This window comes from Streptomyces sp. NPDC005141 (assembly GCF_053599975.1).
Window position 1 is genome coordinate 1 of the sequence record NZ_JBSFYW010000044.1, and the last position, 13,667, is coordinate 13,667.

Genomic DNA, 13,667 nt, shown 5'->3' on the forward strand with positions numbered 1-13,667 from the left:
TCCGCCGCCAGCAGCTCGGCCACGTCCGCGAGACGGATCAGGCCGTGCAGGGTCAGGATCAGCCGGACCGTGCGGCGGCAGACGGTGACCGCGCGCAGGTCGTGGGGGATGTGGAGCGTGTAGTCCCAGGGTTCGGTTTCGGGCATGAGTGAACTCCGTTCGTGAGATGAGGAGTCGACCGAGCTCGGCGGCGCCGGGCGGTGGCAGTGCCACAGCCGTCGTGGCAGGACGGAGTGGTGCGCTTCCGGGGCCCCGATGTGTCGCAGAGTGCGCGTCGCATCACGGACGGTATGCCTTAAATTTGTGACTGGGCAAGGTGATCGCCTAATCTGACACCCGAACGGGGCATCTCGGCAGATGAGTTGAACCAGGGAGCTGAGCGCATGGCGACACGGCGACACCCCACCGCACGGCAGCTGCGACTGGGGGCCGAGCTGCGGAAACTCCGAGACGCCGCAGGCCTGAAGGCCGTTGAAGCGGCGGCCCTCCTAGGAGTGAACTCTGCCCAGACGAGCCAGATCGAGGCCGGCGTCGCAGGGGTGAGTGAGGAACGCCTACGCCGCATGGCCGCGCACTACTCCTGCGCGAGCGGGGAGTTGATCGACGCGCTGGCAGCATGGGCGACGGACCGTACACGCGGCTGGTGGGAGGAGTACCGGGGCCTGCTGCCCACCCCCTTCCTGGACCTTTCCGAACTGGAGCACCACGCCACGTTTCGCTGGGACGTGGAATTCCTGCACGTCCCGGGCCTCCTTCAGACAGAGGGGTACGCCCACGGTGTCTTCTCGCACAGGCTGCCCGAACTCACCCTCAGAGAACTCGGGTTGCGCGTCGCGCATCGCATGAAGCGGCGCGTCATCATCGAAGGCGCACAAGCCGTCCCGTACAGGGCGGTGATCCACGAAGCGGCATTGCGTATCAGGGTCGGCGACCGTGCCACATCACGGACTCAGCTGAACCGGGTCCTGGAACTCTCGGAAGCCGACCACGTGACGGTGCGCGTCATCCCGTTCGACCTGGACGGATTCACCGATGCCGGAAGCGCGATGGTGTACGCGGGCGGCGCCGTCCCCCAACTGGACACCGTCGTGCGTGACGCACCGTACGGATCGGCCTTCGTCGATTCCGGTGCTCAACTCATGAGCTTCCGAACGCTCTTTCATAGAGTCGAGGATGTGTCGCTCGATCCCACGCGGTCGCGCGACTTCATCCACAAGCTGACGAAGGAACTGTGAGGAGCCTCATGACGAACCCGCGCAACTGGCAGAAGTCCTCCTTCTCCGGAGGCGGCGACGGCAACGCCTGCGTCGAACTCGCCTCCACCCCCGCCACCCTCCACCTCCGTGAGTCCGACGACCCCGCCGTCGTCCTCACCACCAGCACTGCCTCCGTGAGTCACCTCCTCCAGGCCATACGCACCGGAGCGGTCGCCGCGCCCCGGACGTAACAACCCTTCGACGAAGCCCGTCCGGCGTTCCACCCGCAACGCCCAGCACGCCAAGGAGCAGCAGACCGCCGCCCGGAACGATGTCGACGGCGCCCAGGGGCTGCTGGACGCGGCGAAGAAGCTCGCCGCCCACGCGAAGGGACTGCGCGAGGACGCCGCCCGCCGCACGGTGAAGAAGCTTCACGAGGCGTCCGACGCCGGTATCCGCAACCGGCACTGGTGGGAGGAGTCCGTCGACTGGATCTCCGACCACTGGGACGAGATCGTCGGCGGAGAACTTCGACGGCGTGCCGCTGTCGGCGACGGTCACGGTCTCCGTGCTGGGCGCCAAGAGCAAACAGGGTGTGGTCCTGTCCACCGACCCGCGGGTCATCGCGGAGAGCCTGCGCACCATCACGCCCCGCCGCGAAGGTGACGCGTGGCGCACGGTCACCACCGTGGAGATCCCCGAAGTCGGCGTCACGGCCCGGACGTTCGGCGTCGAGGACGTTCCCGTGGCACAGGGCGACACCCGTACCCTTCGTATGGCGCTGACCCAGACGTACATCCCGGTCCCGGGAACCACCGACCAGGTCGTTCTCGTCTCCGGGGCCAGCCCGGTGCTGGATCTGGCCGAGGCGTTCCACGACATCTTCGACGCGGTGACCAGCACCTTCCGCTTCGTCTGACCGAGACTTCAGGACTCCAGGAGGGGGAACCGACATGGGCAGTGGCGGCAAGAGCGACCTCGCGCTCCCGCTGAGCGAGCTGGAGGACTACGGCGGGCGGCTGCGGGACATCAAGACCCGGCTGAACCACACCAAGAAGCTCTTCGAGTCCTACAAGGACGACCTCGGCGACCACACCGTCTACGACGCCCTGGACGACTTCGAGTCCGGCTGGGAGGACGGCCGCGAGGACATCGGCCAGGCCCTCGACGCCCTCGCCGAGATGTCCGACGCCGTCGTCCGCGAGTTCAGGAAGCTCGACGACAAGCTGGCCAAGGACGTCTCCGAGGGAGTGAAGACGGAGAAGAAGGGCGGGGCGAAGTAGCCCGACGGCGGCCGGGACATGCGGAGTTGGGCAGCGTCTCCGAGGGGCCGCGTCGTGATCGAAGCGCTCGGATGATCCGACCCGTGGGGTTCTTCACCGAACTCGCCCCCGGGTGGGGACTCCCCCTGGACGGACTCATGCGGAACTCCGTGAACCCGACGGGAGAACCGGACGAGGCGGAGATCATCGCCTATCTCGGAAACGGTGCCGGGATCTGGAGCGAGATGAGCGCGGGGGCCGACGTCCTGGACCCGGAGGCTCCTGACCTGTCCGGCATCGGTTCGCTCCACACGGACGGAACCTGGCTGTGGCGCCGGGACCTTCCCTACTATCTCGGCAAGTACCACGTCTCCCTGCCCCCGGATTTCGTCACACACGTCAGGAACGCCCACCACCGGGTTCCGGAAGTGCCGGAGAAACGGCTGCTGGAGATCCTGACGGGGGATCTCGGAATCGACATGGATTGAGCAGTGTCCGGCCGAGGGACATGAAGGCGATCACCCGCAGGCGCCCGCCTCAGCCCACCTCGTTCTCCGCCACCGCGCTGCCGTGGACGGTCACGTCGCCGCCGTAGAACAGGCCGGTGAAGACCGGTGAGTAGGTCAGCTGGACCTCGACCTCGACCTGTTCGGCGTCGGCGGCCACGCAGTGGGTGGCGGCGATGTCGGCGCCGGACATGCCCATCTCGCGGGCGAACGCCTTCACTCGGGCGCCGCAGTTCTCGAAGTTGATGGGCGCCGGGCCGTTCTCGTTCTCGTAGAGGGAGTCGAGGTCGATGTCCTGGGCCGCGAAACGGGCCGCCTGTTCGGCGATGTCGGCGGCTCGTTCCCGCTTGGAGATGGACATACCGCCGTCGATGACGAAGGCCGAGAGCGACAGGAAGAGGAGCGCGAAGATGATGACCGCGCCGGCACCCGAGCCGCGGTCGTCGAGACGCGCGCGGCGTGCCGCGATCCGGCCGCGTACCGCGGAGCCCGGCTTCACGCCGTCCTCCGGAACGGGTCGAGCGGCGAGCTGAAACGGGCCTGCAGGGTGGTCGGGACATCGAGGCCGATCATCGCGAGGCCCCGCACCTCGCAGCTCACCTCGACGGTGAAGAGCGTGTCCGGTTCGAATCCCGCGCTGGTCTGCGACACCGTCACCGGGCCCGAGCAGACGTCAGCTAGGTCGGCCTCGGCCGCCTTCCTCGCCTCTGCCATGGCGGTCGCGTGGTCCTTCTGGATCGAGCCGGCGCGCGCGGCGTCCCGGGCGGCGCCGTCCAGCGCGCCCCGTCCGTCGACCAGTTGCCCGAAGGCCACCAGCACCAGAATGAAGAGGATCATCACCGGGGCGAGGATGACCACCTCGATGGTGGACAGCCCCCGGTCGCACCCGGCGGAGAGCCGGTCGCGTCGGGCCGAGAACTGGCCGCGGAGGGCGGACGCGCGGGCGAAGAACGCGGACGTCCGGCCGCGGATGGCGGCGAACACGCCCTCCGTTCCCCACACTTCCGCTCCCCCCATCAGTTCCCCTCCTCCTTCACGAACCGCTCCACCGGTCCAGACGACCGCGCGTGCACCGTCAGATCCAGGCCCGGGAAGACGGAAGGAACCCTCGCCGTGATCTCGACGCCCACGGTGTTCTGCTCCGGCTGGAGCAGCGTCACGTCCGGGGACAGCACCAGCTGCGGGCCGAGCTGGCGGATGTAGCTGTCGACGACGTCACGTGCCTCGCCGCGCCAGGCGCCGGGCTGCGCGTCGGCCGTGGCGCGGGCCTTGCGGGCACCCGCCTGGGCCGCCGCCTGGGCCACATGGTCCGCGAAGAAGTACAGCGCGAACTGCACCGTCGCGAAGATCATGAAGAAGAGCACCGGAGTGAGCAGCACGAACTCGATCGCGGTCATGCCGGAGTCGCCGCGGGCGGAGGCTGCCTCCACCCTGCGGCGCACCCAGCGACGTACACCTCGACGTGCTCGCACCCGTATCCCCGTATGAATTCAGCAGGTCTTGCCCGCGTCGGCGCCCTTGATGCAGTCGCCGACCTTGTTGGCTCCCTCGCTCAGCGCGGCGTTGATGATCGCGGCGACCACGCCGACGATGGCGACGACGACGGCCGAGATGATGACCCACTCGACCGCGGACGCACCCCGGTCGAGTTCGCCGGAGCGGGCACGCTGCACCCGGCCCTGGAGGAAGGTGATCAGGAAGTCCACCCCCGGGATCCCGGTGCTGAAGTTCCGTCCGTTCATGGTGAGTTGTCCTCTCGAAGGATAGTGGTGGTCGACTGGTGACGTTTCGGGCACCGCGGATGCTCAGACCTGGAACACGCGCATCGCCGCCGGGAAGATCAGGAAGACCAGGAAGCCCGCGCACAGCAGCAGTTGGGCGACCAGCATCGACTGCGACTTCTCGCCAGCGCTGCCCTCGATCTCGGAGAGTTCGCGGTGGCGCATCGTCTCGGCGCGCGAGGCGAGCGACTCACGCACCTTGGCGCCGTCGTCCGCGACCAGAGCCAGGGAGGCGGAGAGGTCCTTGAGCTCCTCGACGCCGAGTTCCTCGCCGAGCGAACCGAGCGCCTGCCACTGGCTGATGCCGGTGATGCGGGCGTCGGCGAGCGCGTTGCGGATGCGCTGTGTGGCCCAGCCGTCGGAGATCTCGGCGGCGGCCATCAGCGCCTCGGGCAGACCGCGGCCGCCCGCCAGGCTCATCGACACCAGGTCCAGATACGCGCCGATCACCCGCCGCAGGTCGCGCCGCTTGTCCACCGCGTCCCGCCGTACCTCCACATCGGGGAGGAAGAAGAAGACGATCGCGAAGAGCAGCGCCAGCCAGACCGGGATGATCGGACTGCGGCCGACGCCGAGCGTCCAGACGACGGCGAAGAGGAGCGGGCCGAAGAAGACACCGGCCGCGGCCAGCAACACCTTCGTCGCGAGGAACCTCTCCCAACTCCGGTCCAGGACCGCCAGGTCGGCACGGAGCGAGCGCTGCTCCCAGCCCTGCTGGAGATAGAAGTCGGCGATGCGCGTGCCCACGTGGGCGCGCAGGCTGCCGAGGCGCCCGGTGTCCTGCTGACCGTGGTGGGCGGACTCGTACGCCGCCCCCCGGGCCCGCATCGCGTCGATGCGCCTGACCTGCGCGACGGCACTGCGCTTCGAGGGCATGAGCGCGCGGACGAGGGCGTAGACGCCCAGGCCCAGGACGGCGCCGATCAGGATTGGCATGGTCAGGTTCATCGGCGTACCGCCTCATCACCAGGAACCGGCGTACGGGGGCGCACGAACTGCACGGACGACCCGTCCCGGACCAGGAACCGCTCCGGCGTCTCGATCGTGGACAGCTTGCGCAGCCACCAGAAGCCGAGGGCGAACAGGCCGCAGACACAGGCGAGTACGAGCTGTCCGACCGCCGTGCCGTACGGCTCGACGAACTCACGGTTGAAGATCGACAGCCCGAGGACGAAGGCGATGGAGACCGCGACGACGATCTGCACGGAGCGCCGGGTCGAGGCACGCTGGGCCATCACGCGCTGCCGCATGTCGACCTCCTCGCGCGCCGACTTGGCGAGCGCGCCCAGCACTTGGCGCAGACCGGGGCCGCGCAGCTTCGCGTTGAGGATGAGCGCGGCGACGATGATGTCCGCGGACGCGTCGTCGATCTCGTCGGCCAGGTGCTGCAGGGCCTCGGGCAGCGGCGTACGGGACCGCAGCCGGTCCACCAGCGCGTCGAGATGCGGCCGCAGCACGGGAGCGGAGGCGCGCGCCGACGCGGGGATGGCCTGCTCCAGGCCGACCGCGCCCGCGATGGTGTCGCGCAGCGACTCGGTCCAGGACGCCAGCGCCTCCACACGCCGCATCGCGGCCCGCTCCTCCGAGGCGCCGCCGAAGAGCTTGTCCCAGAAGAAGACGAGGATGCCTGCCGCGATACCGGCCACGGCCCAGCGCGTGAGGAGGAGGACGACGAGACCCGCCAGGGCGGCGATCGAGCCGCGCTGTCCGGCGAAGCGGATCAGTTCGTTCGCGCGTTCGCTCGCCTTCTGCTTCTCGTGCTCGGGCTTGGCGGGCAGCCCGCGCACGGCGACGGCGAACAGCGCGAGGCCGCCGCCTACGGCGACACCGCACGCGAGCGCGTACAGCACGGTCGTGGAGAACAGCCCGCCCATGGAGCCGAGCGAGTCGAGCGCCGCGAGCGACGTCGTGCCCGGTGTCGCGGGCGTCATGTCCTGGGTCATCGTCGTCACCAATTCCCGCTGCCGGGCAGCCGGTAGCCCTGTGCGATGAGTTCGTCGAGGCAGGCGATGGGCGCGTGCGGGACGATCCGTCCGTCCGGGGCCTCGGCGAACACCTCGCTGGACAGCACCCGGCCGTCGACGCCGTTGACCTCGCGCACGGACGTCACCATGCGCTGGAGGCGGCCACCGGACTCGTATTCGTTGCGGCGCTGGATGAAGACGACGAAGTTCACCGCGCCCGCGATGAGCATCTGGCTGGCCTCGATGGGCAGTCGCTCGGTCGCCTGGAGCGCGTACGTGGAAATGCGGTTGAAGACCTCGCTGGAGCTGTTCGCGTGGATCGTGGAGAGCGAGCCGTCGTTGCCCTGCGACATCGCGTTGAGCATCGTCACGATCTCGTCGCCGAGGACCTCACCGACGATGACGCGGGAGGGGTTCATACGGAGCGACCGGCGGACCAACTCGGCCATCGTGATGGCGCCTTGGCCTTCCGAGTTGGGCAGGCGCTCCTCGAAGGCCACCACGTTCGGGTGCAGGTCGGCGAAGGTGTCGAGGCCGAGTTCCAGGGCGCGTTCGACGGTGACGAGCCGCTCGTGCGTCGGAATCTCGTTGGCGAGGGCGCGCAGCAGCGTCGTCTTGCCCGCGTTGGTGGCTCCCGCGATCATGATGTTCTTGCGGGCCCGTACGGCGCAGGCCAGGAAGTGCGCGACCTCGGGGGCCAGGGTGCCGTTGCCCACCAGGTCGGACATGAAGACCTTGCCCATGCGCGCGCGGCGGATCGACAGGGCCGGCCGACGGGTGACGTCCATGACGGCGGAGAGCCGGGAACCGTCCGGCAGCCGCAGGTCGAGCTGCGGGTTGGCGGAGTCGAAGGGCCGGGAGGACAGACCCGAGTAGGCGCCGAGGATCTGGATCAGCTCGATGAGTTCCTCGTCGTTCTCGGCGACGGAGTCCCCCTTCGCCTCCCGGCCGTCCGCGTAGCCGATGAAGACCTGGTCGTACCCGTTGATGTCGATGTTCTCGACTTCCGGGTCGTCGAGCAGCGGCTGGAGGCGGCCGACACCGAAGAGCGCGGCGTGCACGGCGGCCGCGTACTGCTCCTCGGTCTCGGCGTCGAGCGGGGTCCGGCCGAGGTTGATCTCCGTGCGGGCGTGGTCCTCGAGTATCTGGGCGATGACGGCGCGGGCGTAATGCCGTTCGTCCTCGCTGGACATCGGGGTGACGCCGCGGACCTGGTCCTCGCGGCGCTGCTCGGAGATACGGTCACCGGCGTCCTGCCGGAACCGCTTGACCAACTGGTGGTCGACGGCGGTCATCGGCCGGCTCCGGCAGCGGGCTGCCCGTGCGCCCCATGGGGTCCGTCGGCGGGTACGGACCAGGCGGCGCCGTACTGCTGGTACAGATCCGCGGTCACCTTGCGGGCCGAGCGGATCAGCAGTGACTTGTCGAGACGGCCGCGCCGGCGTCCGGCCAACTGGTCGGCGCCCGCCGGATCGTCGGCGAGCGTGCCCACGACCCGGGCACCGGTCTGGGCCGCCACGAGCATGTCGTTGACCTGGTGGACGAGCTTGGCGGAGTCGCTCGGGTCGGCGATGAGGATGACGCCGATGAACGGTGTGGCGAGGCCGGCGGCGCCACGCGGGCCGCCGTGCAGCTTGGCGGAGAGCGCGGCGGCGCGGTCCCGGACACGCGCGATGGCCTCGGGTTCGGTACGGGAGAGCAGCAGCACCAGGGCGGCGTGCGGGAAGAGTTCGACGGCCGGGGTGTCTCCGCTGATGCGCCCGCAGTCGGCGATGACATCGGCGGGCGCGTTCGGGGAGTCGGCGAGCTGCGCGAACGCCCGGCCCAGGGTGGGCCAGAGTCCGGCGAGACCGGCGGCCTGCTCGGCCATCCCGAGCCCGACCAGGACTTCGAGGCCGCCGCTCAACGGCTGCACGTGGTCCCAGAGTTGGTCGGGCACGAGCCCGCGCCGGGCAGTCGCCGCGATCGACAGCATGCCGGTGTTGGGGTTCAGCGGGCCGCCGTGGGCCGCCGCGCTGCGGTACACGAGGTCGCCGCCTGCCGGGTCGGTCTCGGCGAGCAGGACCCTGCGGGGCCAGACCGCCGAGAGTGCCACGGCGGCGGTGGTGACTCCGGGGGAACCCTTGTCTGCGGCGAGGGCGATGAGCGCCATGGGTCTCTACTCACTCGCCTCTAGTTGCCGGGGACGATGACGACGGCGACTTCGCCGGCCGAGGAGGCGGCGGCGACGTACGGCGCCTCATCGCTGTCCACGACGAGGGTGACCGGCAGGTTGGTGCTGCTGATCGTGCCGTCCTTCCGGGAGTCGACGGAACTGACCTTCGCCCGCTCGACGATGAGGGCGTCGTCCGCGCTCGACGAGCTCGAGCCGGAGGAACTCGACGAACCGCGGCTGCCGCTGGAGCCGCTGCTGCCGACGCGGTAGACGGCGACCGTGTCACCGGACTTGATGCCCGCGGGGTACTGGCCCTCCTTGAGGGAGACGCCCACGGAGGCCTTGCCGGCCGGAACGGTGGCGCCGTTGGCGAACATCTCGCCGATGACCAGGGTCCCCGCGTAGATCGTGGACTTGGCCTTGAGCTTCTTGAGCGCCTCGACCTGGCTCCACTTGACGTAGTTGATGGACGGGTCGTCCGCCACCAGCACGGAGTCCACGTGATCGCTCACGGACTCACCGGCCTGGACCTCGCTCGTCACCTTCACGACCTCGATGCGGTCACCGGCGCGCAGCACCAGCATGGTGGCGCCCAGCGCGCCGACGAGGATCAGGAGCACCGCGAGGGCGGCCAGCGCGGGTTTGCGCTCGCGAGGCGGCGTGGGAAGACGCTCACCCATCGCCGGGTGAGCCGACGTGGCGGAACGGTTGTTGCCCGCCCCCGTACGCTCTTGGATCTTCACGCAACCGCTCCCCGTACACCCAAGAAAATGTCTGTCAATTCACGCGCCAAGTAGGACACTTCACCCCCGCGCCCCTTTACGGGACGTACCGCGCGACCTGGCCGAATAGCCAGCGCTGGAGCGAGTGTCAAGCCATGGCACCGTATCAGCCGCACAAAAGCCCCTCAAGGCGCGTCAAGGCCCGTGAAGCACACCCGACTCGACGTTATCGACGCGCAACGGAAGGCACGCGGTTCCCTGTTGAGCCCGGCGATCTCCCGGTCCGCCGAACTGTGCGGCAGCGAATCTCCCACCGGCCCGCCCCGGACGACCCGTCACGGACTGTGCACGATGCCTGCACGAGGTGCTCACGGGTGGGGCGGGGGATGTGATCTTTCAGCCACACGGGGGACCGGGCGTCAGCCCCGGGACTCGTCCCAGGGACCCTCCCTCTCGACGTCCCAAGTCCCACCGACCCCGTCCGTGACCCGCAGCCGCGCGTCACCCGGCCGCGCCGCGACGAGCGACTCGACGCCCTCGCACGACAGGCCGGTCGGGCCGACGGGCGCATCCGACCCGGCGGTCACCATGCACGGCTCAGAACCCCCAGGGGTTGGGACGGACCGGACCGGACGTGTCCTCCGACCAGATCAGGCGGGCCTCGATGTCGTCGCCGAGGAGTTCGGTCAGGCGGGCGACGGCCCAACCGTTCCAGTGGACGCCGCCGCGGTACTCGGGCAGCCGGAACGCGGCGAGCCGGGAGGGAAGCGCCTCCGGGCGGAAGACGGCCTTGGTGATCTCGCCGGTGGTCTTCTTCGGCTTGGACGACCGGCGGGCGTCCAGGCAGTCGACGACCCGCTCCACGAGGTAGAGGACATAGTCGTCGGAGCCGACGGCGTCGGTGGGGCCGGTCCGACCGGGTCCCTCGGTGGCGACCGGCACGAAGCGTCCCGCCCCCGACAGATCGTCGGCCAGAAGGTCGGCGACCCGCCTGCTCAGAACGGGAGCCCCGGGGTAGCCGCTCGGAAACTCGCACCTGCGCCAGCCGGGGTTGCCGTCCCACGAGCCGCTGAACGAGGTCGGCGGATCCGACGGGGATCCGGAGATCTGCCAGCGGATGAGCTTCCTGAGGGAGCTGCCGAGGAGCAGTGTCCGGAACTCGCCCATGCGGGGCAGGAGGCGGTAAGCGAAGTTACTGGATGGGCGCGAGGTGAGAAAGGGAGCTCACTGACGCCGGCGCCGCAGGGGGTCTACCGGTCGGCACCCCACCTTGCTCGGCGCCCACTGATCGGCGCCTACTGATCGGCAAAACGGAACGTCGAGGTGATGGCGTCGAAGATGTCGAAGAAGGAGTCGGCGAGGTCGAGGACCTGGCTGCTGCCGGCGACCAGGGCGACCTTGCCCTCCTGGCCGGGCACGGGGATGAATGTCTGCATGAGCACCGCGCGGATCGTGCGCTGGAGACTGTCGTCGGGTACGGCGATGTCCTCGATGCCGTACGTGCGCGCGGCGGGACCGACGCCGGGTATCTCGACGGTGGTCACCTTGCGCCAGGCGTCGCCCTCCTTCTTGGCCTCGCGCACGGCGAGTTGGCCCGCGATCGCCTGCGGGTCGGTGGAAAGGGGCTCGCCGGACTGCGAGCGGCCGCCGACGATCGAGACGGTGACCGAGCCGGTGATCGGGGTGTCACCGCCGAAGGACTCCGCCATGCATCCGCAGTACAGGGCACCGGACTTCCAGGCGTCGGCCGCGGCCTTCCGCAGGAAGGCGGTGTAGGTGTCGCGGTACTGAGCCAGCTCCGGTCGCTGCTCGATCCGTTCGCTCACCATCCGCCGGATCGAGTCGTCCCGCGACTCCGGCCGCACGTCGAACTCCCACCACGACTCGGGCACCTTGATCCGAAATCCGCCGCGCTCGACGGTGAGCATCTCCATGTAGCGGGCCATGGCGTGTCCCCCGGGGTCGTCGTTCGTCCTGCTGTTCGGCCTGCTGTTCGGCCTGTTCGACCGGTTCGGCTCGGGTCAGCCTACGAGGTGGGGGCCGTACGGCCTCTGGTCACACCCGGAAGCCGGGGCCGCGAAGGCGCCGGCCGGGCTTGTGAAGGTGCGGAAAGCAAAGTCGGGGTGAGGTGTGGAAGCGGGCCCGGACGCGGGTGGGTGAATGTGGCCATGGACACGATCGGGCGACGGCAAGCCTCCATTTCACACCCGATCAACCCCATATGACCCCATCCAGAAGGAGGGTTCAGCCTGGCGAAACCAAGAGCCCCACGGATACCGTCATTGCCCTTGACTGACTTCGCTCAACCGATGTCTCACGGGGAGTCCACTGTGAAGCGCCGCTCTTTGCCCGTTGCTGCCGCGTTCGCCGCGACAACAGCCCTGCTGCTGACGGCTTGTGGCGGCGGGGGTGACAGTTCGAAGGACAATGACAAGATCGCGGGGGCGGACCAGAGCGGCACGGATTCGGCTTCGCCGAGCGCGAGCGCTTCGGATGGCGTCACGCGCCCCGACCTGACACTGCCGGGCGACATCAAGGAGACCTTCCAGGGCTGGAAGACCGGCGACGCGACCAAGGACGCGGTCCTGACCGACGCCGGGCACGCCCAGACTGCCGTCACGTACGCGGTCGCCAAGGGTGACCCCAAGTCCGCCGCGCTCTCCTTCTATCAGGCCGGCTCCGCCCTGCCCGGCAGCCAGGACTGGGTGAAGACCATCGTCGACTCAGGTTCCACGTTCACCGGCGCGGTCCGCTACTACTCGCCCGATCTCGAAGTGTTCGACAAGCAGTCGGCGGGGCTTTCCTACTGCTCCGACGAGAGCAAGGCGTTCAACAAGAACCGCAAGACGCAGAAGATCGACAAGACGCCCGCGAACGACGACTCGTACGTGCTCTACAGCACCCGCCTGGAGAAGAACGACAAGGGGATCTGGCAGACCACCAAGCTCGTATCGGAACGGGGGAACAAGACATGCACGCCTTGACGAGGCGGCGCAACCGATGGCTGGTCATAGGGACCGTCCTGGGCGTCTGCGCCTTGACACCGGGCACGGCAATGGCCGGATGGGGACCCGGGGGCAAGTCGAACGGCGAGAACACGGAGACGGGCGGCGGACAGTCCGGGACCGACATCGTCTCCATGGTCCGCTACAGCGGTAGCTCCAAGGGCGGTGGCGGCAGCAAGGGCAACGTCACTCCTGTGGGGAACTGGACGCCCCCCGCCTGCTGGTACGAGCCGCGCACGGCCGAGGACTTCCAGAAGTACGTCGAGGACATGTACACCGAGACGGTCAACTACCCGGGTCAGCACAGCTACGCGAAGACCGCCGTCGGGCAGTTCCGGAACATGTACAAGGACGGCAAGTACAAGGACTACAACCTCGACATGGCCGACGAGGGAACCTGGTGGGTCGCGGTCCAGGATCCCGATCGCTGGATGGAGCCCGCGGCGCAGCTCTGCAACGAGATGCCCTTCTGGGTCGTGAACGGGGACACTCCCGACGTGCCCAACGCCGTCACCCCGAAGGTCCTCGCCGAACTGGCGTACAACAGGCTCCGGCTCCCGGAGACCGAGGTCACCCTGGCGCCCGAGAACAGCACCAAGGTGAATCTCCCGACATGGGCCTGGCTGGACAAGGCCAAGTTCAAGTCCGTTGGCGTCACCGCACAGATCAACGTGGGCGGCCTCAACATCCAGGCCACCACGACGGCCAAGCCCGTCGCCCTCAAACTCGAACCGGGCACGAAGGACGCGGAGACCTACCCGGCCTCCGGCGAATGCGCGATCAACGACGACGGTTCGATCGGCGAGCCGTACGCCAAGGGCAAGTCCGACCGGACCCCGCCCTGCGGACTCAAGTACCTGCGGTCCTCCGGCGACGGCACATTCGCTCTCAAGGCGACGGTCACGTGGGAGATCACCTGGACCGGAACCGGTAACCCGGGTCCGACGCGACTGCCGGACGGGACCTTCGGCAAGGAGCAGGAAGTCACGGTGCAGGAGATCCAGTCCGTCAACCGATGACAGCGCAGCCGCACCCGTGAGACCCAGGCCATCGACCACTCAGGAAGTCAGAGAACC

Annotated in this window: 18 protein-coding genes and 1 pseudogene; 7 read left to right on the forward strand and 12 right to left on the reverse strand. The window is 68.9% G+C overall.

Going from position 1 to position 13,667, the window contains the following annotated elements; all coding sequences use genetic code 11:
- A pseudogene (locus ACWD68_RS28760) lies at positions 1-146 on the reverse strand (ATP-binding protein); the annotation flags it as partial.
- Positions 147-383: 237 nt separating this feature from the next.
- Between ACWD68_RS28760 and ACWD68_RS28765 the strand changes: the two are divergent.
- From ACWD68_RS28765 to ACWD68_RS28785, 5 genes are all read left to right on the forward strand, one after another.
- Positions 384-1,235, forward strand: coding sequence for a helix-turn-helix domain-containing protein (locus ACWD68_RS28765; protein ID WP_451809366.1), 852 nt, complete (start codon positions 384-386; stop codon positions 1,233-1,235).
- 8 nt (positions 1,236-1,243) lie between these two features.
- Complete coding sequence (locus tag ACWD68_RS28770) at positions 1,244-1,447, forward strand: DUF397 domain-containing protein (protein ID WP_451809367.1); 204 nt, start codon at positions 1,244-1,246, stop codon at positions 1,445-1,447.
- Between the two features lie 287 nt (positions 1,448-1,734).
- Positions 1,735-2,115 carry a hypothetical protein gene (locus ACWD68_RS28775; protein ID WP_451809368.1) on the forward strand — a complete coding sequence of 127 codons (381 nt, stop codon included), beginning with the start codon at positions 1,735-1,737 and terminating at the stop codon, positions 2,113-2,115.
- A 34-nt stretch (positions 2,116-2,149) separates the two neighbouring features.
- Positions 2,150-2,479, forward strand: a complete 330-nt coding sequence (locus tag ACWD68_RS28780) for a hypothetical protein (RefSeq protein ID WP_451809369.1) — start codon at positions 2,150-2,152, stop codon at positions 2,477-2,479.
- A gap of 83 nt (positions 2,480-2,562) precedes the next feature.
- The gene (locus ACWD68_RS28785; protein ID WP_451809370.1) at positions 2,563-2,946 is read left to right on the forward strand and encodes a hypothetical protein; all 384 of its coding nucleotides are present in this window, start codon (positions 2,563-2,565) and stop codon (positions 2,944-2,946) included.
- Between the two features lie 49 nt (positions 2,947-2,995).
- Here ACWD68_RS28785 and ACWD68_RS28790 read toward each other — a convergent pair whose 3' ends face one another.
- The 11 genes from ACWD68_RS28790 to ACWD68_RS28840 all read right to left on the reverse strand — a co-directional run bounded on the left by ACWD68_RS28790 (position 2,996) and on the right by ACWD68_RS28840 (position 11,532).
- On the reverse strand, positions 2,996-3,463 hold the full coding sequence (locus ACWD68_RS28790; RefSeq protein ID WP_451809371.1) for a pilus assembly protein TadG-related protein: 468 nt from the start codon (positions 3,461-3,463) through the stop codon (positions 2,996-2,998).
- Positions 3,460-3,981 (reverse strand): TadE/TadG family type IV pilus assembly protein, encoded by a 522-nt coding sequence (locus tag ACWD68_RS28795; protein ID WP_451809372.1) that lies wholly within the window; start codon positions 3,979-3,981, stop codon positions 3,460-3,462. Before ACWD68_RS28795 ends, ACWD68_RS28790 begins: the two co-directional genes overlap by 4 nt.
- Complete coding sequence (locus ACWD68_RS28800) at positions 3,981-4,361, reverse strand: TadE family protein (RefSeq protein ID WP_451809431.1); 381 nt, start codon at positions 4,359-4,361, stop codon at positions 3,981-3,983. The genes ACWD68_RS28795 and ACWD68_RS28800 overlap by 1 nt, the downstream gene beginning before the upstream one ends.
- Positions 4,362-4,454: 93 nt before the next feature.
- Complete coding sequence (locus tag ACWD68_RS28805) at positions 4,455-4,706, reverse strand: hypothetical protein (protein WP_351863077.1); 252 nt, start codon at positions 4,704-4,706, stop codon at positions 4,455-4,457.
- A gap of 63 nt (positions 4,707-4,769) precedes the next feature.
- Positions 4,770-5,693: a type II secretion system F family protein gene (locus ACWD68_RS28810; protein WP_451809373.1), complete on the reverse strand. Its 924-nt coding sequence runs from the start codon at positions 5,691-5,693 to the stop codon at positions 4,770-4,772.
- Complete coding sequence (locus ACWD68_RS28815) at positions 5,690-6,619, reverse strand: type II secretion system F family protein (RefSeq protein ID WP_451809432.1); 930 nt, start codon at positions 6,617-6,619, stop codon at positions 5,690-5,692. The genes ACWD68_RS28810 and ACWD68_RS28815 overlap by 4 nt, the downstream gene beginning before the upstream one ends.
- Positions 6,620-6,693: 74 nt before the next feature.
- The gene (locus ACWD68_RS28820) at positions 6,694-8,004 is read right to left on the reverse strand and encodes a CpaF family protein (RefSeq protein WP_451809374.1); all 1,311 of its coding nucleotides are present in this window, start codon (positions 8,002-8,004) and stop codon (positions 6,694-6,696) included.
- The gene (locus ACWD68_RS28825) at positions 8,001-8,861 is read right to left on the reverse strand and encodes a hypothetical protein (protein ID WP_451809375.1); all 861 of its coding nucleotides are present in this window, start codon (positions 8,859-8,861) and stop codon (positions 8,001-8,003) included. The genes ACWD68_RS28820 and ACWD68_RS28825 overlap by 4 nt, the downstream gene beginning before the upstream one ends.
- 20 nt (positions 8,862-8,881) lie before the next feature.
- Positions 8,882-9,607: a hypothetical protein gene (locus ACWD68_RS28830; RefSeq protein WP_451809376.1), complete on the reverse strand. Its 726-nt coding sequence runs from the start codon at positions 9,605-9,607 to the stop codon at positions 8,882-8,884.
- Between the two features lie 576 nt (positions 9,608-10,183).
- Positions 10,184-10,753 (reverse strand): hypothetical protein, encoded by a 570-nt coding sequence (locus tag ACWD68_RS28835; protein WP_451809377.1) that lies wholly within the window; start codon positions 10,751-10,753, stop codon positions 10,184-10,186.
- A 128-nt stretch (positions 10,754-10,881) separates the two neighbouring features.
- Positions 10,882-11,532, reverse strand: coding sequence for a hypothetical protein (locus tag ACWD68_RS28840; RefSeq protein ID WP_451809378.1), 651 nt, complete (start codon positions 11,530-11,532; stop codon positions 10,882-10,884).
- A gap of 384 nt (positions 11,533-11,916) precedes the next feature.
- Here ACWD68_RS28840 and ACWD68_RS28845 point away from each other — a divergent pair, with 384 nt between their 5' ends.
- Entirely contained in the window at positions 11,917-12,570 is a 654-nt protein-coding gene (locus tag ACWD68_RS28845; RefSeq protein WP_451809379.1) for a hypothetical protein, read from the forward strand.
- Entirely contained in the window at positions 12,558-13,610 is a 1,053-nt protein-coding gene (locus ACWD68_RS28850; protein WP_451809380.1) for a hypothetical protein, read from the forward strand. Before ACWD68_RS28845 ends, ACWD68_RS28850 begins: the two co-directional genes overlap by 13 nt.
- Positions 13,611-13,667 lie beyond the last annotated feature (57 nt).

Excerpts from the sequence above, each read along its gene's own strand:
- ACWD68_RS28805 (WP_351863077.1), bottom strand. The coding sequence starts at position 4,706 with ATGAACGGACGGAACTTCAGCACCGGGATCCCGGGGGTGGACTTCCTG.
- ACWD68_RS28780 (WP_451809369.1), top strand. The coding sequence starts at position 2,150 with ATGGGCAGTGGCGGCAAGAGCGACCTCGCGCTCCCGCTGAGCGAGCTG.
- ACWD68_RS28825 (WP_451809375.1), bottom strand. The coding sequence starts at position 8,861 with ATGGCGCTCATCGCCCTCGCCGCAGACAAGGGTTCCCCCGGAGTCACC.
- ACWD68_RS28850 (WP_451809380.1), top strand. The coding sequence starts at position 12,558 with ATGCACGCCTTGACGAGGCGGCGCAACCGATGGCTGGTCATAGGGACC.
- ACWD68_RS28835 (WP_451809377.1), bottom strand. The coding sequence starts at position 10,753 with ATGGGCGAGTTCCGGACACTGCTCCTCGGCAGCTCCCTCAGGAAGCTC.
- ACWD68_RS28800 (WP_451809431.1), bottom strand. The coding sequence starts at position 4,361 with ATGACCGCGATCGAGTTCGTGCTGCTCACTCCGGTGCTCTTCTTCATG.
- ACWD68_RS28810 (WP_451809373.1), bottom strand. The coding sequence starts at position 5,693 with ATGAACCTGACCATGCCAATCCTGATCGGCGCCGTCCTGGGCCTGGGC.
- ACWD68_RS28815 (WP_451809432.1), bottom strand. The coding sequence starts at position 6,619 with ATGGGCGGGCTGTTCTCCACGACCGTGCTGTACGCGCTCGCGTGCGGT.
- ACWD68_RS28795 (WP_451809372.1), bottom strand. The coding sequence starts at position 3,981 with ATGGGGGGAGCGGAAGTGTGGGGAACGGAGGGCGTGTTCGCCGCCATC.
- ACWD68_RS28820 (WP_451809374.1), bottom strand. The coding sequence starts at position 8,004 with ATGACCGCCGTCGACCACCAGTTGGTCAAGCGGTTCCGGCAGGACGCC.
- ACWD68_RS28840 (WP_451809378.1), bottom strand. The coding sequence starts at position 11,532 with ATGGCCCGCTACATGGAGATGCTCACCGTCGAGCGCGGCGGATTTCGG.
- ACWD68_RS28770 (WP_451809367.1), top strand. The coding sequence starts at position 1,244 with ATGACGAACCCGCGCAACTGGCAGAAGTCCTCCTTCTCCGGAGGCGGC.
- ACWD68_RS28765 (WP_451809366.1), top strand. The coding sequence starts at position 384 with ATGGCGACACGGCGACACCCCACCGCACGGCAGCTGCGACTGGGGGCC.